Annotated in this window: 19 protein-coding genes and 1 pseudogene; 9 read left to right on the top strand and 11 right to left on the bottom strand. The window is 72.8% G+C overall.

Annotated elements, in window-relative coordinates:
* Positions 1–30: 30 nt before the first annotated feature.
* Entirely contained in the window at positions 31–588 is a 558-nt protein-coding gene (locus ACIRBY_RS03610; protein ID WP_403895547.1) for a CGNR zinc finger domain-containing protein, read from the bottom strand.
* A 158-nt stretch (positions 589–746) separates the two neighbouring features.
* On the opposite strand from ACIRBY_RS03610, the gene ACIRBY_RS03605 reads away from it, so the two are divergent.
* Entirely contained in the window at positions 747–1,595 is an 849-nt protein-coding gene (locus tag ACIRBY_RS03605) for an SDR family NAD(P)-dependent oxidoreductase (RefSeq protein WP_403895544.1), read from the top strand.
* 1,090 nt (positions 1,596–2,685) lie between these two features.
* Here the strand turns inward: ACIRBY_RS03605 and ACIRBY_RS03600 are convergent.
* The 3 genes from ACIRBY_RS03600 to ACIRBY_RS03590 form a co-directional block, all read right to left on the bottom strand.
* The gene (locus ACIRBY_RS03600) at positions 2,686–3,333 is read right to left on the bottom strand and encodes an endonuclease (RefSeq protein WP_403895541.1); all 648 of its coding nucleotides are present in this window, start codon (positions 3,331–3,333) and stop codon (positions 2,686–2,688) included.
* On the bottom strand, positions 3,330–4,274 hold the full coding sequence (gene ligD / locus ACIRBY_RS03595; RefSeq protein WP_403895539.1) for a non-homologous end-joining DNA ligase: 945 nt from the start codon (positions 4,272–4,274) through the stop codon (positions 3,330–3,332). The genes ACIRBY_RS03600 and ligD overlap by 4 nt, the downstream gene beginning before the upstream one ends.
* Before the next feature lie 264 nt (positions 4,275–4,538).
* Positions 4,539–5,165, bottom strand: a complete 627-nt coding sequence (locus tag ACIRBY_RS03590) for a DNA polymerase ligase N-terminal domain-containing protein (protein ID WP_403895536.1) — start codon at positions 5,163–5,165, stop codon at positions 4,539–4,541.
* A gap of 159 nt (positions 5,166–5,324) precedes the next feature.
* On the opposite strand from ACIRBY_RS03590, the gene ACIRBY_RS03585 reads away from it, so the two are divergent.
* The 5 genes from ACIRBY_RS03585 (at position 5,325) to ACIRBY_RS03565 (ending at position 8,460) form a co-directional block, all read left to right on the top strand.
* Entirely contained in the window at positions 5,325–6,401 is a 1,077-nt protein-coding gene (locus tag ACIRBY_RS03585) for a cation diffusion facilitator family transporter (RefSeq protein WP_403895533.1), read from the top strand.
* 166 nt (positions 6,402–6,567) lie between these two features.
* Positions 6,568–7,467, top strand: coding sequence for an oxygenase MpaB family protein (locus ACIRBY_RS03580; RefSeq protein WP_403895529.1), 900 nt, complete (start codon positions 6,568–6,570; stop codon positions 7,465–7,467).
* A gap of 129 nt (positions 7,468–7,596) precedes the next feature.
* Positions 7,597–7,740: a hypothetical protein gene (locus ACIRBY_RS03575; protein ID WP_403895526.1), complete on the top strand. Its 144-nt coding sequence runs from the start codon at positions 7,597–7,599 to the stop codon at positions 7,738–7,740.
* 175 nt (positions 7,741–7,915) lie between these two features.
* Positions 7,916–8,197 (top strand): hypothetical protein, encoded by a 282-nt coding sequence (locus tag ACIRBY_RS03570; RefSeq protein WP_403895523.1) that lies wholly within the window; start codon positions 7,916–7,918, stop codon positions 8,195–8,197.
* A gap of 14 nt (positions 8,198–8,211) precedes the next feature.
* The gene (locus ACIRBY_RS03565; protein WP_403895521.1) at positions 8,212–8,460 is read left to right on the top strand and encodes a hypothetical protein; all 249 of its coding nucleotides are present in this window, start codon (positions 8,212–8,214) and stop codon (positions 8,458–8,460) included.
* Here the strand turns inward: ACIRBY_RS03565 and ACIRBY_RS03560 are convergent.
* Positions 8,414–8,797: a winged helix-turn-helix transcriptional regulator gene (locus ACIRBY_RS03560; protein WP_403895518.1), complete on the bottom strand. Its 384-nt coding sequence runs from the start codon at positions 8,795–8,797 to the stop codon at positions 8,414–8,416. The two genes, ACIRBY_RS03565 and ACIRBY_RS03560, sit on opposite strands and share 47 nt — an antisense overlap.
* A 92-nt stretch (positions 8,798–8,889) precedes the next feature.
* On the opposite strand from ACIRBY_RS03560, the gene ACIRBY_RS03555 reads away from it, so the two are divergent.
* Positions 8,890–9,729, top strand: a complete 840-nt coding sequence (locus ACIRBY_RS03555) for an SDR family oxidoreductase (RefSeq protein ID WP_403895516.1) — start codon at positions 8,890–8,892, stop codon at positions 9,727–9,729.
* Positions 9,730–9,793: 64 nt separating this feature from the next.
* Here the strand turns inward: ACIRBY_RS03555 and ACIRBY_RS03550 are convergent, their stop codons facing one another.
* On the bottom strand, positions 9,794–11,326 hold the full coding sequence (locus tag ACIRBY_RS03550) for a hypothetical protein (RefSeq protein WP_403895513.1): 1,533 nt from the start codon (positions 11,324–11,326) through the stop codon (positions 9,794–9,796).
* 201 nt (positions 11,327–11,527) lie between these two features.
* On the opposite strand from ACIRBY_RS03550, the gene ACIRBY_RS03545 reads away from it, so the two are divergent.
* Positions 11,528–11,689 carry a hydrophobic protein gene (locus tag ACIRBY_RS03545; protein WP_403895510.1) on the top strand — a complete coding sequence of 54 codons (162 nt, stop codon included), beginning with the start codon at positions 11,528–11,530 and terminating at the stop codon, positions 11,687–11,689.
* A 64-nt stretch (positions 11,690–11,753) separates the two neighbouring features.
* Here the strand turns inward: ACIRBY_RS03545 and ACIRBY_RS03540 are convergent, their stop codons facing one another.
* From ACIRBY_RS03540 to arr, 5 genes and pseudogenes are all read right to left on the bottom strand, one after another.
* A complete protein-coding gene (locus ACIRBY_RS03540) occupies positions 11,754–12,767 on the bottom strand; it encodes an ATP-dependent DNA ligase (RefSeq protein WP_403895507.1) in 1,014 nt (337 codons plus the stop codon).
* Positions 12,768–12,789: 22 nt separating this feature from the next.
* Complete coding sequence (locus ACIRBY_RS03535; RefSeq protein ID WP_403895504.1) at positions 12,790–13,797, bottom strand: Ku protein; 1,008 nt, start codon at positions 13,795–13,797, stop codon at positions 12,790–12,792.
* A 547-nt stretch (positions 13,798–14,344) separates the two neighbouring features.
* Positions 14,345–15,340: a YihY/virulence factor BrkB family protein gene (locus ACIRBY_RS03530; protein ID WP_403895501.1), complete on the bottom strand. Its 996-nt coding sequence runs from the start codon at positions 15,338–15,340 to the stop codon at positions 14,345–14,347.
* A 149-nt stretch (positions 15,341–15,489) separates the two neighbouring features.
* A pseudogene (locus ACIRBY_RS03525) lies at positions 15,490–17,072 on the bottom strand (FMN-binding glutamate synthase family protein).
* Between the two features lie 104 nt (positions 17,073–17,176).
* Positions 17,177–17,587 (bottom strand): NAD(+)--rifampin ADP-ribosyltransferase, encoded by a 411-nt coding sequence (gene arr / locus ACIRBY_RS03520; protein ID WP_403895499.1) that lies wholly within the window; start codon positions 17,585–17,587, stop codon positions 17,177–17,179.
* A 194-nt stretch (positions 17,588–17,781) separates the two neighbouring features.
* Between arr and ACIRBY_RS03515 the strand changes: the two genes are divergently transcribed.
* Positions 17,782–18,006 (top strand): DUF6480 family protein, encoded by a 225-nt coding sequence (locus ACIRBY_RS03515; RefSeq protein WP_403895496.1) that lies wholly within the window; start codon positions 17,782–17,784, stop codon positions 18,004–18,006.
* Positions 18,007–18,010 lie beyond the last annotated feature (4 nt).

Raw genomic sequence — 18,010 nt, 5'->3', positions numbered from 1 at the left:
ACGGGCGCAGGTCGTACGCCGCGGCGTCCCTCACGCCTCGGGCGGTGCGTCGTTCTCCCGGCGCTGCCGCCGGCGGTAGTTGCGCATGGACACCTGGGAGCCGCAGCCGGTACTGCAGTACAGCCCGGCCCCGTTGCGGGTGCGGTCGAAGAATCCGAAATGGCACGGGGGGTTGCGGCACGCCTTGACGCGCCCCCAGTCGCCGGCCTGGGCGAAGGTCGTCACCGCGGCCAGTACGCTCCCGAACACGTGCGCCACCCCGTCCTGCGGTGACGCCAGCTCGACGCCGCCGGCCGTGACCACCGTCGCCAGCGGGTAGAGCGCACCGGCGCGTCGCAGGTGCCGCTCGGCGTGCCGCAGCGGCTCGCCGAGGCTCTCCTCGTCACCCGAGTGCGCGAGCAGCAGGGTCACCAGGGCGTCACGCAGCTCGCGCGCGGCTGCCGCGTCGGCATCGGTCGCCACGATCTCGCCGCCGAACTCGTCGTGCTCCGCGAGCCATGCCGCGAACGCCTCCCCGTCGCCGAACAGCTCCGGTCGTCCGGCCCCGTCGGCGCGGGTGTTCACGAACGCGAGGAGCGTTTCCACCATCGGCGTGACCGTACGCGGGCCGGGTTTCGCGGATCCGGATGCAGTACTGCTCATCACCCCATCCTACAGCAGCAGGAAGAGAGGCTAAATCGCCTCACAGGCAACGCTCGGCACCCACACGCTTGACTCGTTATGAGCTAACGACTTACGGTCGCAACATGAACGGAACATCGAACCAGCAGGCCACCGCCCGCACCTGGCTCATCACCGGTGCGACCTCCGGCATCGGCCGCGAACTGACCCTCCAGGCACTGCAGCACGGAGAGGCCGTCGCGGCGATCGCCCGCGACACCGCCTCCCTGGGCGAACTGACCGAAGCGCACGGCGACCGCCTGCTCACCGTCCGGGCGGACGTGAGCGACGAGCAGGCCGTCCGGGAAGCGGTGCAGCGCACGCTCTCGCGCTTCGGCCGCATCGACGTGGTCGCCAACAACGCCGGCTACGGACTCTTCGGAGCCGTCGAGGAAGCCTCCGACGCGCAAGTCCGCGCCGTGTTCGACACCAACGTCTTCGGAGTGCTCAACGTGCTCCGCGCGACACTGCCGGTACTCCGCTCCCAGCGGTCCGGACACGTCCTCCAGGGCTCGTCGGTCTACGGGCAGTCCGCCCACCCCGGCGTGGGACTGCTGGCCGCGACCAAGTACGCGGTCGAGGGCCTGTCGGACGCGCTGGTGGCCGAAGTCGCACCGCTCGGCATCAAGGTCACGGTCATCCAGCCCGGAATGACCGCCACCCCCTTCCTGTCCCACCTCGACGTCGCCGCGGGGCTCGACGATTACGACCAGACCGTCCGCGAGGTCCAGAAGGGCATCGGGGAACTGCCCGCATCCGCGTTCTCCTCCGCTGCCCGGATCGCGGAGGGCATCCGCACCGCGGTCGACACCCCCAACCCCCCGCTGCGTCTGGCCCTCGGCACCGCCGGTGCCGCCGCCATGCGCACCGCCCTGGAAGCCCGCACCGCGGACCTGGACGACTGGAACCGTGTGACCGAAGCCGTCAACGGGTAACCGCTCGGCGGCGACGAGGCCGACGGTGGCGCGGGGCGGTTCACGGGCGCCAGTCGGCCCCCAGGTCATGGGAACCGGTCTTGGTGAGCTGGGTCAGCGCGGTGCCGTCGGCCCGTACCAGGTGCAGGTGTTCGGGATCCGCGTCGTCAACGCCGCCTCTGGTGACGACCAGGCGGTTGCCGTCCGGGGACCGCGTCGGGCCGTGCCGTCTGCTCCGGTCCGGCCGATTCCCCGGGCCCCTCCGGTGGTTCTTCCCCTGTCGGCGGTGCGGTGTCGGAGGCGTGCCAAGGTGCCCACCCCTCCCTCCCGGCGGCCTGCTGCGGGCCGCTGTGGCCCGTAGCCATCCCACCCCGGGGCTCCGGGGGAAGCCGCAGGACCTGGCGGTACGGGCCCTGTGACACGTTCCGTACACCGCGGTCACATGCGCCGTACCAGCCGGCGGCCGGCCGATTCCCGGTCCGCACGCCGGTGGCGGCGAACCGGCGCTGCGCGGCCGTGCCGCGCGGAGTCCCACCGGCTTGTCTTCTCGGCGGCGTGCCGCAGTTCTCCGAAGAAGCCTTGAAATCCGGTACCTGGAAGGGGGTTTGGGTGTGCCGGACGGGGACACACGCGCTGATGACGGTGGTACGCCTCGCCGGTCCGGTGACCTCACGGTCGGCGACCGCAGGCGGTATCCCTTCCCCCTGGGGTGCCGCCTGCGGGCCACCGGCACGGCACCGCTCCGTCGTCCCGCCGCAGGCACCGCCGTGGCCGCGTCCATGCCCCCCGCGTAGGCGGTCAGGCCAAGCCCCCGGCGTCCGCTGGCCACACAGCGGCCCCCGGGCCCGTCGGCGGGTCGACGGCCGTCCCCGAGACCGGCTCATCGTCAAGCTGTCCCCGATCACCACCGGCGCCGGCATGCCGCTGCTCGCGGGTAGCACCGGCTTCGACGTGCGCCAGTGGCAGCTGACCGCCTACGCCGCCCTGCCGAGCGGCTTCCTCTTCCTCACCTGTGACCGGCCCTCCGCTGCGTGACGCTCCCCGCGGACGACGGCGCGCCGCTCGACTGCCGGCCGTTCAGCCCCAGCGGCTTGCCGCTCACCGGGTTCTGTCAGCCGGTCTCCACGAGGTCGTGGACGGCGTTCTTGGACAGCTCGGCCCTCACGAGGGCGGCCGCCAGTCTCGGCAGGTTTTCGGCGTCCACCAGGCGCGCGAGGCCGTGCGGTGTGGTCGGGAGCCCGAGTTCGGAGGCGGCCTCGCGTGCGCGGTCGTCGAACGACGGGCAGAGCTCGGGCCACACGCCCTGGGCCTCGCGGCAGAAGATGTCGGCGCCCACCGGCCCGATCCGCGGGAACTCCCGTAGCAGTTCGCGGATCCGGTCCGGGTTCCCGTCGGCCTCGTCGCGGAGACGGCGCAGGTCGCCCCGGTACCGGTCGAGGACGCGTTCCGCTCCGGTACCCAGCGCGGTGGCGGTGCTCTCGTCGTAGCGGCGGTAGTGGGCGCGCCCGAGTGCGTCCACCCGGTCCTGCCAGGACGCGTCCGCCATGGCCCGCGGCGTGCGCATTCCGGCTCCGAACAGCTCGCGGGCGGCGGCCACGGCGATGTCGGCCTTGATGCGCACGGAGAAGAGCACGCAGAGGACCAGCAGTTGGTAGAGGGGCGCGGGGGTGTCCCGCAGCTTGATTCCGGCTTCCTCGGCGTGGGTCTGCCCGTAGCGGTCCATCAGCCTTAGTACGGTCGCGTGTCGTCGTCGTGTCATGGCGTCGGGAGTCCTTCGTCCCGGCCCAGTGAGGTGAGGAGCTCGCGTGGCCTCCGGAGGGAGCGGGGCCGGGGAGGGTCCCTCCAGGGGTCGTCCGCCAGCAGGCCGTCGAGGGTGGAGAGGGTCCAGCGGCGGGCGGTGAGGCCGGAATCGTCGAGGTCGCTCCAGGCCAGCGGGGCCGCGACGGGGGCGCCGGGGCGGGCCCGGACGGCGTACGGAGCGACCGCGGTCTGGGCGTAGGCGTTGCGCCCGATGTCGAGGTAGAGGCGGCCGCGGCGGGCCTTCTTGCGGGCCTCGGTGGTGAACCGGTCGCGATGGCGGGCGGCCAGGACGTCGGCGACACCGCGCGCGAAGGCCCGTACGTCGTCGAAGGGTGCACGGCGGTCGAGGGCCACGACGACGTGCAGGCCGCGGGAGCCCGTGGTCATGAGCAGGGACGGCAGTTCCAGCTCCTCCAGGAGCCGGTGGAGGGCGAGCGCGGCGTCCCGCACCGGGGCGAAGTCCTCACCGGCCGGGTCGAGGTCGAACACCAGCCGGTCCGGGTGGTCGGGCCGGTCGGCCCTGGACAGGAAGCGGTGCGGGGTGGTGCACGCCTGATCGGCGAGGTAGACGAGGGTGGCCGCGTCGTCGCAGACCGGATAGGTGACGGCGCCGTCCTCCTTGGGCAGCTCGGCACGGTGGATCCAGTCCGGGAAGTGGTGCGGGACGTCCTTCTGCATGAAGGCCGGGCCGTCGATCCCGTCGGGATGGCGTTCCAGCATGAGGGGCCGTCCGCGCAGGTGGGGCAGCATGCGCGGGGCCACCGTGCGGTAGTGGCCGGCGAGGTCGGCCTTGGTGATGCCGTCACCGGGGAAGAGGACCTTGCCCGGCCGGCTGATCTCGACGGTGCGGCGGCCGGTGCGCAGGCGCAGGGGTGGCCCGGGCCGCTTCTCGGGGGTCATCGGGCCCTCCCGACCGGTTGCTCGCGGACCCCCAGGCCGGAGGTGGTCCATTCGGTGGATGCGGCCTGCGCGGCCTGCGCGCCCTGTACGGCTGGCCCGGGGCGAACCAGTGCACGGCCCCGCTCCCGGGCCTCGCCGGCGGGCACAGGCGGCTGATCCCCTTCGAGGCCGTCGAGGCCGTCGAGGCGGCGGCGCAGGCCGCCGGGGGTGCAGCGGGCGCCGCCGTGCCTGCGGAAGCCGGTCCGGGGCCGCGATCAAGGGTGGTCACCCCGCCCCGGGGCGCGCGTCGGCGGCGACCTGCTTCAGGGTCCTGCCGGTGCGGACCGATCTCGCCCGCCGCGGGTCGGGAGTACCGGTGGAGGAAGCCCGTCCCCGTCCATCGGCGTGTTTGACCAGCAGCCAGGCTTCCTTTCCGCCGTCCTCCGGGCCGCGGATGCGGGTGAGCGAGTAGCCGCCGTGCAGCTTGCGGCCGTCCAGCCGGAACGAGGCGTGCCCCTGCTCCAGCGCATCGGTGAGGGGGATGCCGTGGCCGTCGTGGTCGGTGGTCGCGTTGCGGTAGGTCCCCTGGTCCCAGACGATCACCGTGCCGCCGCCGTACTCACCTCGCGGAATCGTTCCCTCGAAGTCGCGGTACTCCAGCGGATGGTCTTCCGTCGGTGTCGCGAAGCGCTTGTCGTGCGGGTCGTCGGAAGGCCCCTTGGGCACGGCGAAGGACTTCAGCACACCGTCCGCTTCCAGCCGGAAGTCGAAGTGCATGCTGCTGGCGTCATGGATCTGGACGACGTACGAGAGCCGCTCGTCCGACGGTCCCTCCAGCCGGCCCTCGGGCTCGGCCGTCCTGGAGAAGTCCCGTCGCCGGTGGTAGCGGGCCAGCGAACTCTTGGCTGCCATCACACCCTCTTCACCCCGTCCGGCGTACCCCCTCACCACCCGCCTACCCGGCATTGCCGTGGTCACCCGCGGCGTCGTGTTTGAACTGCGGCACAGCGAGCACGCGAGAGGGACGGGCGGAGGCGGCCGGCCGCCGTGGTAGGGGGGAAGGAGCAGATCATGGTCGTACACCGGGACGTCGTCGCAGGCGCCCGTACGGGTGACTCGCGGCCGCGGCCGCAGGCCACGGCCCGCGGTACGGACCATGCCGCGCCCGGCGGACGGGACGGCGAGACGCGCACGACGGTGTGGGTGGCGCTCGCGGCGAACCTCGTGATCTGCGGGGCCAAGGCCGTGGGAGGGTTCGTCGCAGGGTCGCCGGCCCTGCTCTCGGAGGCCGCCCATTCGGTGGCCGACAGCCTCAACGAGGTGTTCCTCCTCGCGTCGGTCCGCCGCAGCAGGCGCCCGGCCGACGAGCGGCACCCCTTCGGCTACGGCAAGGAGCGGTTCTTCTGGTCGCTGCTGGCCGCGGTCGGGATCTTCGTCACGGGCGGCTGCTTCTCGGTGTTCCAGGGAGTGGAGGCCTTCCGCTCCGGCGGCGGGGAATCGCATGAGGGGTACCTGATCGGCCTGGCGGTCCTCTTCGTCGCCCTCCTCGCCGAAGGCGCTTCCCTGCTGCGCGCCGTCCTCCAGGTACGGCGGGCCGCACGGGCCGCCGGCCGCGGCATGGCCGAGGAGGTGCGGCAGGGCCGCGATCCGGCCCTGCGGACCGTGCTCGCCGAGGACGGCACGGCCTGCGTGGGCGTGCTCCTGGCGATGGCGGGGATGGCGCTGCACATGGCGACCGGGCAGGTGGCGTACGAGGCCTGCGCCTCCATCCTCATCGGCGTCCTGCTCGTGTACGTGGCGTACGTGCTGGGCAAGGGCGCCCGGGCCCACCTGATCGGCGAGGCCGCCGACCCGCGCCTGCGGGACGAGGTGCACGCCTTCCTGGGTGGACAGCCCGAGATCGACTCCGTGACGGCCCTGCTGACCATGCGCCTGGGTCCCGACGCGGTACTCCTCGCCGCCGGCATCGACCTGACCCCCGGGTACGACAGCGAGACCGTCGAGGAGGCGATGGTCCGCGTCCGCGGCGAGCTGAAACGGCGCTGGCCGGAGCTGGAGCAGGTCTTCCTGGACGTCACGGATGCCGCGGCGGCCCGGCGCTCCGCCCACGCCGCCGCCCGGGCGCAGGCACCAGCGGCGGAGGCGTGAAGAAGTCCCCGAAGCACCTGGTGGGCACGGCGGGCGGCCGCTCCTCACGCGCCTGTCCTACGGGCCCACGCCTGCCCGACACGCTCCCGTCGATCCGTCGATCCGTCCGCGCGACGGTGACCGGCACGGTTTCCGCTGACCGGGTGGTCGGGACGACAATGGAACGGTGAACCGGTCGGGAGGGCTGGAGCGCCCCGTGTCGCCGCGGGCACGAGTCGCGCGCGAGCGCCTCGGCGACGCCCTCTTCCGGCATGTCGCCGGTCCGTCGGGCGCTGAGAACCGGTCCAGGATCCACGACACTCCCGGCCCCAGGTGGTTCGCCCCCGAGGAGCCGATCTGCCGTGTCCACGGCGATGCCTCGATGTTCGTCGGCGGGCTGAGCGCGCTGCTCCTGCAGTCGCTGCACCCGCGGGCGATGGCCGCGGTGGCGGCCCACTCCGGGTACCGGGGCGACCCCTGGGGCCGTCTCCAGCGCACCAGCACCTTCCTGGCCTTCACCACGTACGGGACCGCCGAGGACGCGCAGCGCGCGGTGGACGCCGTACGGGCGGTGCACGCCCGCATCCGCGGCCGCACCCCCGACGGCGAGCCGTACCGCGCCGACGACCCGCACCTGCTGGAGTGGGTGCACATCGCCGAGATCGACAGCTTCCTGCGCGCCCACCAGCGCTACGGTGCCCGGCGCCTGGACGCCGGTGAATGCGACGCGTACGTCGCCTCGGCGGCCCGGGTCGGCCGGGCCCTGGGCATCGTGCGACCGCCCCGCACGGCGCACGAACTGGCCGAGCGGATCGAAGCCTTCCGGCCGGAGCTGCGCGGGACGAGCGAGGCCCGCGCCGCGGCCCACTTCATCCTGTTCCGGCCCCCGCTGCCCTGGCCGGCGCGGCCGCCGTACGCGATGCTCGCGGCGGCCGCGGTGGCCCTGCTGCCGCCCTGGGCCCGACACCCCCTGGGCCTGCCGCTGCTCCCGCGGACCGAACGGTGGTGCGCCGCTCCCGCGGGGGCGGCGGTCACCGGCGCCATCCGCTGGGCGATGCACCGCCCGCCCCCGCCCGCCCGCGGCTGACGCCGCCGACGGGTCCGTGGCGCGTCGTCCCGCCCGCTCGACCCCGGTCTGGGCACGCCGGGCACGATGCTGCGCGCGGCCGGCTACTACTGCACGTACCAGGGCGAATAGCACGAGCGGTCGTGGTTCATGGCGGTGAACTTCGTCAACCTCTACCGGCGCCGCCGGGACTTCGACCTGCCCGCGAGCCTGCACGACGACCTGTCCGCCGCCGCCCCGGCGATCATCGAGTACCAGCGCATGGTCGACACCGTCTTCGGGCTTGTGGCCTGACCGCCATCGAGTCGATCATGATGCTCGACGCCGACTTCTGGGCACGGCGACGCCGAGCCGGCCGGGGCCCAACGGTCCCCTGCTCTGCCCCGTTCGGCCCCTGCCGACCCGTTCTCCGGGCGCCGAGGATCGGAGGTGAAGGTGGGGTCACCTCACCGGCGAGGAGGCGAGAACGGTGGCAGAGATCGGGAGAGTCGAGTGGTTCGCCATCGGTGTCACCGGCATGGCGCTCGCCGGAGCCGCCCATGCCGCGGTCGGCCTGGCGCACATCGCCAGAGAAATGCTGCGCGCACCGGTCGAGGACGCCGTACCGGGTGCTGCGGACCTCGAGGTGGTCAGCGGCCCGGGCGGCTGGATCCTGTTCGGCGCCCTGATCCTCACGGGCGGGGCCGTCTGCCACTTCGTGTCCGGCCTGGGGACGATCATCAAGGACGTCGTGCACGTAGCGGAACACTGACAGGGGCGGGCCCGGTGTCCGTTCCCGTCGCGGTGTGCGGCGAAGCGGTACCGCGCGGCCACGGCCTCCTGACCGGCCGGCACAAGAAGGACCTCATCGCCCGGACACCCTCACCCGCCCACGCCGAAGTCCTCCTCACGTCCTCGACCGAACAGGGCCGCACCGTGCTGGACCGGGCCTACCAGGAGGTCGTCGTGCCCGAATGGACGACACCACTCAGGCGCCCAGCGGCGGACGTCGACCGGGCGGCAGCCGCCGGGTGATCCGGTCGAACAAATCGGTCAGGGGCTCGGCGACGTCCTGGCCGAACTCGGTCACTCCGTAGGTGACCTGGGGTGGCGTCGTCGCTTCGACCTCCCGCCAGACCAGGCCGTCCTGGACGAGGGCGCGCAGTGTCTGGGCGAGCATCTTCTCGCTGATGCCCTGAATGCTGTCGCGCAGCTCGAAGAAACGAAGGTTGTTGTTCCGCAAGGAGATCAGCACCCAGATGCCCCACCTGCTGGTCACGTGGTCGACCACGTCGCGGGCGGGGCAGTCGGTGTGAAACACCTCATACGGCTTGCCCGCCTCGGCCTGTGTCAGCTGCGCGCCTTCCTTCATGTCCGGAGCTTACCTCCGGGTATGTCCTTACGGAAAGTAAGTCCGTCTCCTAGCGTCGGCTTTCACAGCGCACAACTGCCAAGGAGCTGAACATGATTGTGGTGACCGGGGCCACCGGGAACGTCGGCCGGCCTTTGACACAGGCCCTGGCCGAGGCGGGCGAGAAGGTGACGGCGGTGTCGCGGCACACGGGCGTCGTACCGGACGGAGTCCGGCACGTGGCGGCCGACTTGGCCGAGCCGCGCGGTCTGGCCGCCGTGTTGGAGGGGGCGCAGGCCCTGTTCCTCCTGCTCTCCGGCGACCTGCACGCCCCTGGTGCCAGACCGGCCGACGTGATCGACCTGGCGGTGGCCGGCGGGGTCCGCCGCGTCGTCCTCCTGTCCTCGCAGGGCGTGGCCACCAGGCCGCTCGGCCCCTCGCGGATCGCGATGCGGGCGGTCGAGGACGCGTTGCGCGGGTCCGGCCTGGACTGGACCGTCCTGCGGCCTGGCGGCTTCGCCTCCAACGCACTGGCCTGGGCGGAGTCCGTCCGCGCGCGGGGGACGGTCGCCGCGCCCTTCGGCGATGTCGGGGTTCCGGTCGTGGACCCCTCGGACATCGCCGAGGTCGCGGCGGCCTGCCTGCTCGACGACCGGCATACGGGCGGGGTCTTCGAGCTGACCGGGCCCGAGGTGATCACGCCGCGTCGGCAGGCGGAAGCCATCGCCGCCGCGCTCGGAACGCCGGTGCGGTTCCGCGAACTCACCCGTGCGGAAGCCAAGTCCGCCATGATCCGGTCCGTACCGCCGGAGCTCGCCGACGACACCCTGGACATCATCGCCGCCCCGAACGCCGCCGAACTGCGCATCAGCCCGGACGTCGAACGGGTCCTCGGCCGCGGCCCGCGCCCCTTCGACGGCTGGGTCGCCCGTAACGTCGCGGCCTTCCGCTGAGCCACGTGCGACGTGCGGGATCCCACCGGCGCGAGCGCGTCCGCGGCCTCACCACCGTTACGGGCTACGGCAAGGGGCAGGTGAGGGGGAGGACGCGTTCGGTCAGCCGTCCGGTGAGATGGGTGTCGGTGACGACCGGGGCGGTGAGCCACTCGGCCGCGGTCAGCTCGTCGACCAGGTGCCGCAGCTCGCCGGGATCGACCGCGACCCGTTCCGAGAGGGACTCCAGGGCGATGCCCTGGCCGCCGGAGCCCAGCTCGCCCGCGGCACCGGCCTGCGTGGCCAGCGTCAGGGCGAGCAGCCGGACGCCGGCGGAGGCCTTGGCCTTGCGGAGCTTCTTGTCCGAGACGACCCTCTGGGCCCATCCGGAAAGCTTGGGCCGCATCTTCTTGCCGAACGTGAACGGGCCCGGCCCGTCCTCGGGGGGGACCAGGGAGGGGACGGTGATCGAGGTGGGATTCTCCGGCCGGGAGGCGAGCAGGTCGCCGACGTCGCCGGGCAGCGCCAGCCAGCCGCAGGCCGTCAGCTGCTCGACCAGGTCCTCCGGGTCGGTCAGGCCCAGTGCGCCGATGTCCTGCCCGACGAGGTTGCCGGTGCCGGTGCGCGCGGTGCGCAGGGTCAACATCAGCACCAGCAGGCGTGCCTCCGGCCCCGGCAGCGGGGCGTGGTCGGCGACGTAGGCGAGGAGGGAGCGCACGAGGTCCCACTGCGTCGGCACGGTCAGCAGCCGGGCCACCCCGGGTTCGCCGTCCACGCCGCCGCCGGTGCGCTGGAGGTGCTGGGAGCGTGCGGTGGCGGCGGCCTGCTCGGCGCGCCGCGCCTCCCACCGCAAGGCCCCGTCGCAGGTGACGTCGGCCCAGGTGGAGAAGGCACGGGCCTTGCGCTCCTGGAGGTCGGCGAGCAGCCCCAGATCCGGTTCCGTGCGCTTCTGGTAGGCGCGGAACAGGTCGCCGAGCTCGATGAGTTCGTCGCGCAGGACCACGGGCCTCAGGTCCTGCGGGACGACCCGCTGCGCGATCTTCTTCTGCGGCTGGTGGCGTCGCGGAGGCGCGGGGCGCGGCGTCGGCACCTCCCCCTGGCCTGCCGTGGGCGTGGGAGCGCCGGAGAACTGCGGCACGCACGCAGGCGGGCGGCCGGCGACGACCGCGGTCCCGGCCGCCGGATCGGAGGCGACGGGGGGCGCGACGACGACCTTCGCGCCGGGCGTGGCGGCCGCGCAGCGCGCGCAGCACTCCATGGCCCGCCACCAGCGGCCCTCCCGGTCGGCGACCACGGCCAGGACGACCGCCCCGCCACACCGCCAGGCCTGCCCCCGCGGCTCGCGGTCGGTGGGGCGGAGGTGGGTGCTGCAGCTGTCCGCCCGGCACGCGCAGTAGGCGTCGACCCGCGGGGCATGGGCCGCCTTCAGATGGGACTTGAGGTGCGCGACCGCGGCCGCACGGCCGGCGGCCGTGGTCGGCAGACGCTCCTCGGCACAGGAAGGGCGGCTGCAGGAGACGCGTACGGCGGTACTGCCACGACCGGCAGCGTCCAGACGCACGGTCCACCTACGCCCCAGCACCCGCTCGTCCAGCTCGTTCGCCGTGGTCTCCGTCATGCTTCCTGTCCTCCGCTGCCGATGTCCCGCTGCCCGTGCCCGCGCCCGTGCCGGGAACGACAGCGGGCCCCACCGTACGCGGCGGACGACCCGAGAGCAGGTGAACTCGCCCTGGGTGTACATCGATGAGTGAATGAGGGGGCATGCGGCCGCGCATGGACGGGACATCCGGGGGCATGCGAGGGCCCGGAGGTGATGACCATGGTTCCCCTGCTCCTCGTTCTTCTGCTCGCCCTGGTCCTGTTCGGCGCCGGTTTCGCACTGAAGGTCCTCTGGTGGGTGGCGATCGCCGTGCTGGTGCTCTGGCTCCTGGGGTTCGTCGCCCGGCCGAGGACCGGCGGCGGGCGGTGGTACCGCTGGTAGCCGCGGCCGGTGTGCCATGAGGCCCCGGTGGGCCCGCACCGTACGGTGCGGGCCCACCTGCGTGTCACCCTGCCGCCCTCCCGGGATCCGGGCCGAACGCGGGTACCCCGTCCGGGTGCATGTCCAGGCGCAGGCGGCGGAAGCGTACGGGGTGGCGGTAGACGCCTCCGTGGTCGACGGCGGTGTCGGCGCTGATCTCCGCGACGAGGTCCTGTTGGACGAGGGCCACTTCGAGGGGGTTCCGGCTGCCCCGGGCCGAGGTGAACCGCATGCCCGTCCAGGGATGCCCTTCGTCGGCCGGGATCAGGCTGCCGGCGACGAGGCGTGCGGCCTCGGGGCGCAGCGGACCGGTGCGGCCGACGGGGTGCAGGTGGCCGTGGGAGTCGTGGCGGCCGAGCAGGAGGAGGTGGGGGCGGGCCAGGGTGCCGGTGACGGCGCCGATGAGCGCTTCGGTGGTGTCCCGGCGCCGCAGTTTGTACCAGCCTCTGCATCCCGGCTGGTAGGGCTGGCGCATGGGCTTGACCACGATGCCCTCGAGCCCGGTCTCCGTCCCGCTCCACTCCTCCAGCCACTGCTCGGCCTTCACCAGGTCCGTGGTCATGGGGCACAGCGTCCACGGCGCGGTCAGCCGGTGGGAGGCGAACAGGTTCTCCAGTCGCTGCCGGCGGTGCCAGTAGGGCTGGCGGAGCAGCTCCACTTCGTCCTGCTGGAGGACGTCGAAGGCGATGAAGAACGCGGGCAGCGACGGGGCGAGCCGGGCGGCGGTGCGGCCCCGGGCGGCCGTACGGCGTTGCAGTCCCTCGAACGAGAGACCGCCGGCGTCGGCGTCCCAGGCGACGAGTTCCCCGTCGAGGACCAGGCCGTCGGGCAGCCGCACGGCTGCGGCGGCGAGGTCGGGGAACCGGTGCTGGACGTACACGCCCTGCCGGGTCTGCAGCACCGGCCGGCCGCCGGTGAACAGCAGGGCCCGGTAGCCGTCGAATTTCTGCTCGAAGGCGAGCTCGCCCATCGTGCCGGGCCCGGGGATCGCCTCCACGGCCCTCGCCAGCATCGGCTGCACCGGAGGGCTCAGGACCACCTCGGCGGCCCTCCTTCGCCGTTCATGTCCCGGCCGAGGTGAGGGCCTCGACCAGGTCGTCGCGGGACATGTGCGAACGGCCGGGGAGGTTCGCGGCGGCGGCCTTCCTGTAGAGGTCGGCCTTGGTCAGACCGGTCAGGTCCTCCTTGGGCGCCGAGCGGATCCGCTTCTTCGCCGACGGCTTCGTGGCGGCCTCCTCGGACGATGCGGAGGCCCGGTGGGAGGCGGTGGCCTTGCCGCCGGTGGCCTTCGGGCTGCCGGCGCGCTCGATGCTGGCGCGCAGGGCTTCCATGAGGTCGATCGCGCCGGTCGGCTCGGCGGCGGGTTCGGCCTTCTCCACGGTCTCGCCGGTCTTCTTCGCCTCGATGAGGGCGGCGACCTTCTCCTGGAAGGTGTCGTGGAACTGCTCCGGGTCCCAGTCCATGCTCATGGCGCCGATGAGCTGCTCGGCCATCTTCAGCTCCTTCTCCGCCGCCTTCGCCTTGCCGGGGAGGGCGTCGATCTCGTTCTCCGGGTCCCGGATCTCGTCGGCCCAGTGCAGGGTGTGGAGGGTGAGCAGGCCGTTTTCGGCCTTGAGGGCGACCAGGTACTCGTGCTGGCGCATCACGAACGTGGCTATCCCGGCTTTTCCGGCCTTGGCGAGGGCCTGCTCCAGCAGGCTGTAGACCTTCCCGAACTCGGCTCCTCGGGGCCCGAGGTAGTAGGTCCTGTCGAAGAAGATCGGGTCCACCTCCGCCAGGTCGACGAACCCGGCGATCTCCAGCGACCGCGAGCGGCCCGGCGCGATCTCGTCGAGTTCCTTCGGCTCGACCAGGACGTACTCGTCGCCGGTGTCGTAGCCCTTCACGATGTCGTCGGGCCGGACCTCGTCGCCCGTTCTCTCGTTCACACGGCGGTTGCGGATCCGGTCGGAGGTGCCGCGTTGGAGCTGATGGAAGCGGATCGTGTGGCTATCGGTCGCCGTGTATATGCCGACCGGCAGGCTGACCAGCCCGAACGACAGATTTCCGGCCCAGACGGGACGCGCCACGGCCGCCACCTCCTCCAGTCGCCCCCTTCTTGCGGTGCACGGCGCCTACCCGGTCTGCGCCGCCGGATCGCTCCGTTGCCCGCGGAGCGCCTGTGCCTGCCGCCGGGACGCGGCGGAGCCGGGCGCCCGGATGCCCTGCGGTGGGTACCGGCGGCCGGCGCGGCATGCGGGTGTCCGGCCCGAGGAGCGCGGGCGCTGCCTCCGGCCGGACCCAGCACGTACTCCTCGTAGCGGGCGAGGCCCAGCACGGCACACAGCAGCAGGGGCGGTACGAGCAGCGCCAGGAACAGCACGGGAGGACTACCTGCGCCGGGTCGAGGTCGTTACGAGGACGAGAACGGCGAAGGCCATCACCAGCAGGTGGATCCAGACGGGACCGGACTGTGCGGCCCAAGCCGAAGGCATGGTCAGGTTGGGAGTCATTTCACGCGTTTGCCCCCGTACCGGGCGGTGACACGGGGCGGCCGCGGCCGATGCCGGTCGAGCAGCCGGACCGGCGGGGCTTCGAGGCGTTCCTCCGGAGGCAGGGCCCGCGGGACGCCTCGGCTCATGGGCCGGCGCCGTCCGCTTCGGAGCGGCCGTGACGGCGGCCGTCGTCGAAGTCGACGTCGACGTGCTGTTCGGGGCGGCGCTCCTCCTGGCGGGCGATGTCCGCGAGCACCCTCTCGTCACCCTCGGTCAGCGGGGGCTGGAGCAGGCTGCGCGGGAAGAGCCGGCGGGCGCGAACCACGTTCGTCTCCGCGGCGTACACGGTGATCTGCGCTGCGAGGAACAACCAGGACAGCAGGCCGATCACGGTGGCGAAGAAGCCGTAGACCTGGGTGGCGTGGCGCAGCTGATGAGCGACCAGGACGGCGCCGAACGCCTGGAGGACGGTGAACAGCGGCCCGGCCACGACCGAGCCGGGCAGCATGGCGCGCCACGGGATCTCCTTCGGCGTCAGGATCCGGAAGCATGCCAGGCACAACCCGGTGTTCAAGAGCGCGGACAGAATCAGTGCCCCGACACGGGCCGGGTCGCCGGACAGCGTGGTCGCGACCAGGCTCGCGGCCGCGGTGGCCAGCAGGAGACCGCTGCCCAGCACCGTGAACAGGAGCAGGCTGCGGGCCAGGCGCGGCCAGTAGCCGGGGCGCTGGACGCCGGGGACGTTCCAGACCTCGGCCATCGCGTGCTGGAGGACCTGGGCGATGCCGAGTGCGCCGTACAGCAGCCCGAGTATGCCGATGACCAGGGCCAGGCCGCTTCCGTGGACGGAGTGGACGTTCTGGCGCAGCTGGTCGCCGATGATCGGGAAGTCGGCGAGTGCGGAGTCGACCACGGCCCTCTGCGCCCCGGGGTGGCCGTGCAGGACGAAGCCGAGGACGGTGGACAGCAGGAGCAGCATGGGGATCAGCGCGATGAAGCCGTAGTAGGTGATCAGCGCCGCCAGCAGCGACCCGCGGTCGTCGCCGAACTTCTTGACCACGCCCACGGCGACGGCGGGCCCTGTGTGGCGCTGCTGGGCGCGGTCCAGCGCCCGCAGAGCGCGTTCGACCGGGTTCATTGCGCACTCCTCCCCGTGGGGCCCACGCGTCCGCTGCCTGGCGGAGGGGCTGCCCATGCGCGTGCCCGCTTTCGCGTCCGCGAACCGTGGCCGGAAGCGTTCGCCGCGGTGGGGAGCGGGCGCGCCGGCGCGGGCGCGCCGGCGGGCGGTCAGCCGGCGAACCGGTCGGGGTCGGCCGCGGCCCGGTCCCCGGCCCAGGAGCGGGGTGCCCCGTCGAGGAGCTGCCCGGGGGAGAGCCATTCGTAAAGGTGCGCGCCGGAGCGGATGGTGTGGGGACCGACGCGGTTCAGCAGGAGCCCGGGGTGGAGCTGCCGCGGATGGTCGACGCCCATGGCGGCCATGATCTGCGGGGCGCTCCGGACGGTGGCCTCCTGGTACCGGTGGACGCGGTCCGCCTTGTCCGCCACGTCGAGGGCGGCGGCCCGGCGCGGGTCCTGCGTGGCGAATCCGACCGGGCAGGTGTTGGTGTGGCACTTCTGGGCCTGGATGCATCCCAGCGCGAACATCATCGGCCGGGCGGCGTTGGCGTAGTCGGCGCCCTGCGCGAGGCGTTTGACCAGGTCGCTCCCGGTGGCGACCTTGCCGCTGGCACCGATCCTCACGCGGTCGCGCAGGCCCGTCCCGACGAGGGCGTTGTGGACGGTGATCAGGCCGTCGGTGAGCGGCAGTCCGACGTGGTCGGCGAACTCCAGGGGCGCGGCGCCGGTCCCGCCCTCGGCGCCGTCGACGACCACGAAGTCCGGGGCGGTGCCCTCGTCCAGCATGGCCTTGCACACCGCGAGGAACTCGCGGCGCGAGCCCACGCAGAGCTTGAAGCCGACCGGCTTGCCGCCCGAGAGTTCGCGCATCCGTGCGAGGAAGCGCACGAGCTCGCGGGGCGTGGAGAACACGGTGTGGAACGGCGGCGATACGACGGTGACCCCCTCGGGCACCCCGCGGACCGTCGCGATCTCGGCGTTGACCTTCGCCCCGGGCAGTACCCCGCCGATGCCGGGCTTGGCGCCCTGACTCAGCTTCAGCGAAAGGCACTTCACCTGGTCGTGGGCGGCCTTCTCGGCGAACTGCCGCTCGTCGAAGGGGCCGTCCGCGGTGCGGCAGCCGAAGTAGCCGGTTCCGATCTCCCAGACCAGGTCGCCGCCCGGCCGCAGGTGGTACTCGGACAGGCCGCCCTCCCCGGTGTCGTGGGCGAAACCGCCCCGCCGGGCGCCGTCGTTGAGCGCCGTGACGGCCTGGGCCGACAGCGAGCCGAAGCTCATGGCCGAGATGTTGAACAGCGCCATCTCGTAGGGCCGGGTGCAGTCGGGGCCGCCGATCCTGACCCGCGGGGGGTCTTCGGGAACCGGCCGCGGGGCCATGGACGGGACGAGGTACTCGCTTCCCGGCAGGTAGAGGTCGCGTTCCGTACCGAACGGCGCTTCGGCGTCGGTGCCCTTGGCGCGCTCGTAGAGCGGGTGTCGCGGTCGAAGGGGCGGCCGTCGACGTTCCTCTCGATGAAGTACTGCTGGAGTTCCGGGCGCAGCGCCTCCAGCGCGAACCGGAAGTGGCCGAGGACCGGGTAGTTGCGCAGGACGGAATGCTCGCGCTGGCACACGTCCCGGACCGCCAGGGCCAACAGGAGGGTCAGGGGGGCGGCCGGGACCCACCACCAGGCGGAGAGCGCCACCGCCCCGAGGGCAGCGCCGGCCGTCAGGAGGCCGAGCAGCGCGAACGTCGTCACCTTGATCTTCGTCATCACGGCACGCGCACGCCCTGCCGGCATCCCTGCATGCCGGCGGCCAGTACGGGGGAGTGCTCCCGCGAAGATCCCGGGGGAAGATCCCGGGCGGTGAGGAACCTCTAGTTGATGATCTCGGCGCGGTCGTCCGTCCGGATCGCGGCCAGCCGCTCCCGCCACGTCCGGAGGGCTTCGGGCGTCTGCCGCGTCCAGTCCGTGACCTCTCCGACGATCAGGAGCGGATGCCTGCTGCGATAGGAGCGGGTGGGATTGCCGGGGAACTTCTTGTCGGTGACGTTGGGGTCGTTCTCGAACTCCCCGGTGGGCTCGACGGCATAGACGCGCGGGGCGCCCTCACCGGAGGCGAGTTCGGCGGCGAGTCCCGCGCCGTCGCGCAGCGCGGTGAAGTAGATGTGGTTCATCACGATGTCGGGCCGGTAGTTGGAACGGAAACCCGCTGTGAGGTGGTCTCCGACCCGCAGCTCTGCTTTGGTGCCGTGAAAGAACGGTCCGTCGTCCAGCGCTTCGTCCACCGACGCAGGCTACCAAACCCGGTGGGCGCCGGTGAGGACGACGTCGCGTCCGTTGTGCGGGCCCGCGTCGAGGAGGGCGTGGACGAGGGCGGTGTCGCAGGGGGTCGGGGCGGTCGGGGGTGAGGGGACCCGCGGTGGGTAGGCGCCGGACGAGCCGGCCGACCTGCCGGCACGGGGGGAGCGAGGAGGCAGTCATGTCCGCACGTATTCCGGACCCGGAGCCGCGCGACACCTTCACGCCCGGCCAAGGGGTGCCGCCCGGTGAGACGCCGCCCGGTGAGTCGAGCACCGGTTCCGGCGCGGGGCCGTACCGGCCTCTCACACGCGGCTGGGCCAAGGGCCCCCTCGTGCTGATCTGCCTGGTGGCTCTGGCCTGCGCCCTCTTCTTCCTGGCCTACGCCGTCATGCTGAACGTCTGAGCCG

The organism is Streptomyces sp. NPDC096136, assembly GCF_044763325.1.
In the GTDB taxonomy this organism is placed as follows: domain Bacteria; phylum Actinomycetota; class Actinomycetes; order Streptomycetales; family Streptomycetaceae; genus Streptomyces.
Note: the sequence above shows the minus strand (reverse complement) of the source record. Positions and strands in the feature narration are given on the sequence as shown.

What these genes read in the sequence shown, in the direction of transcription:
- ACIRBY_RS03530 (WP_403895501.1), bottom strand. Translation starts at nt 15,340, where the DNA reads ATGAACCCGGTCGAACGCGCTCTGCGGGCGCTGGACCGCGCCCAGCAG.
- ACIRBY_RS03610 (WP_403895547.1), bottom strand. Translation starts at nt 588, where the DNA reads ATGGTGGAAACGCTCCTCGCGTTCGTGAACACCCGCGCCGACGGGGCC.
- ACIRBY_RS03515 (WP_403895496.1), top strand. Translation starts at nt 17,782, where the DNA reads ATGTCCGCACGTATTCCGGACCCGGAGCCGCGCGACACCTTCACGCCC.
- ACIRBY_RS03545 (WP_403895510.1), top strand. Translation starts at nt 11,528, where the DNA reads ATGGTTCCCCTGCTCCTCGTTCTTCTGCTCGCCCTGGTCCTGTTCGGC.
- ACIRBY_RS03575 (WP_403895526.1), top strand. Translation starts at nt 7,597, where the DNA reads ATGGCGGTGAACTTCGTCAACCTCTACCGGCGCCGCCGGGACTTCGAC.
- ACIRBY_RS03585 (WP_403895533.1), top strand. Translation starts at nt 5,325, where the DNA reads ATGGTCGTACACCGGGACGTCGTCGCAGGCGCCCGTACGGGTGACTCG.
- ACIRBY_RS03550 (WP_403895513.1), bottom strand. Translation starts at nt 11,326, where the DNA reads ATGACGGAGACCACGGCGAACGAGCTGGACGAGCGGGTGCTGGGGCGT.
- ligD (WP_403895539.1), bottom strand. Translation starts at nt 4,274, where the DNA reads ATGACCCCCGAGAAGCGGCCCGGGCCACCCCTGCGCCTGCGCACCGGC.
- ACIRBY_RS03590 (WP_403895536.1), bottom strand. Translation starts at nt 5,165, where the DNA reads ATGGCAGCCAAGAGTTCGCTGGCCCGCTACCACCGGCGACGGGACTTC.
- ACIRBY_RS03555 (WP_403895516.1), top strand. Translation starts at nt 8,890, where the DNA reads ATGATTGTGGTGACCGGGGCCACCGGGAACGTCGGCCGGCCTTTGACA.
- ACIRBY_RS03560 (WP_403895518.1), bottom strand. Translation starts at nt 8,797, where the DNA reads ATGAAGGAAGGCGCGCAGCTGACACAGGCCGAGGCGGGCAAGCCGTAT.
- ACIRBY_RS03600 (WP_403895541.1), bottom strand. Translation starts at nt 3,333, where the DNA reads ATGACACGACGACGACACGCGACCGTACTAAGGCTGATGGACCGCTAC.
- ACIRBY_RS03605 (WP_403895544.1), top strand. Translation starts at nt 747, where the DNA reads ATGAACGGAACATCGAACCAGCAGGCCACCGCCCGCACCTGGCTCATC.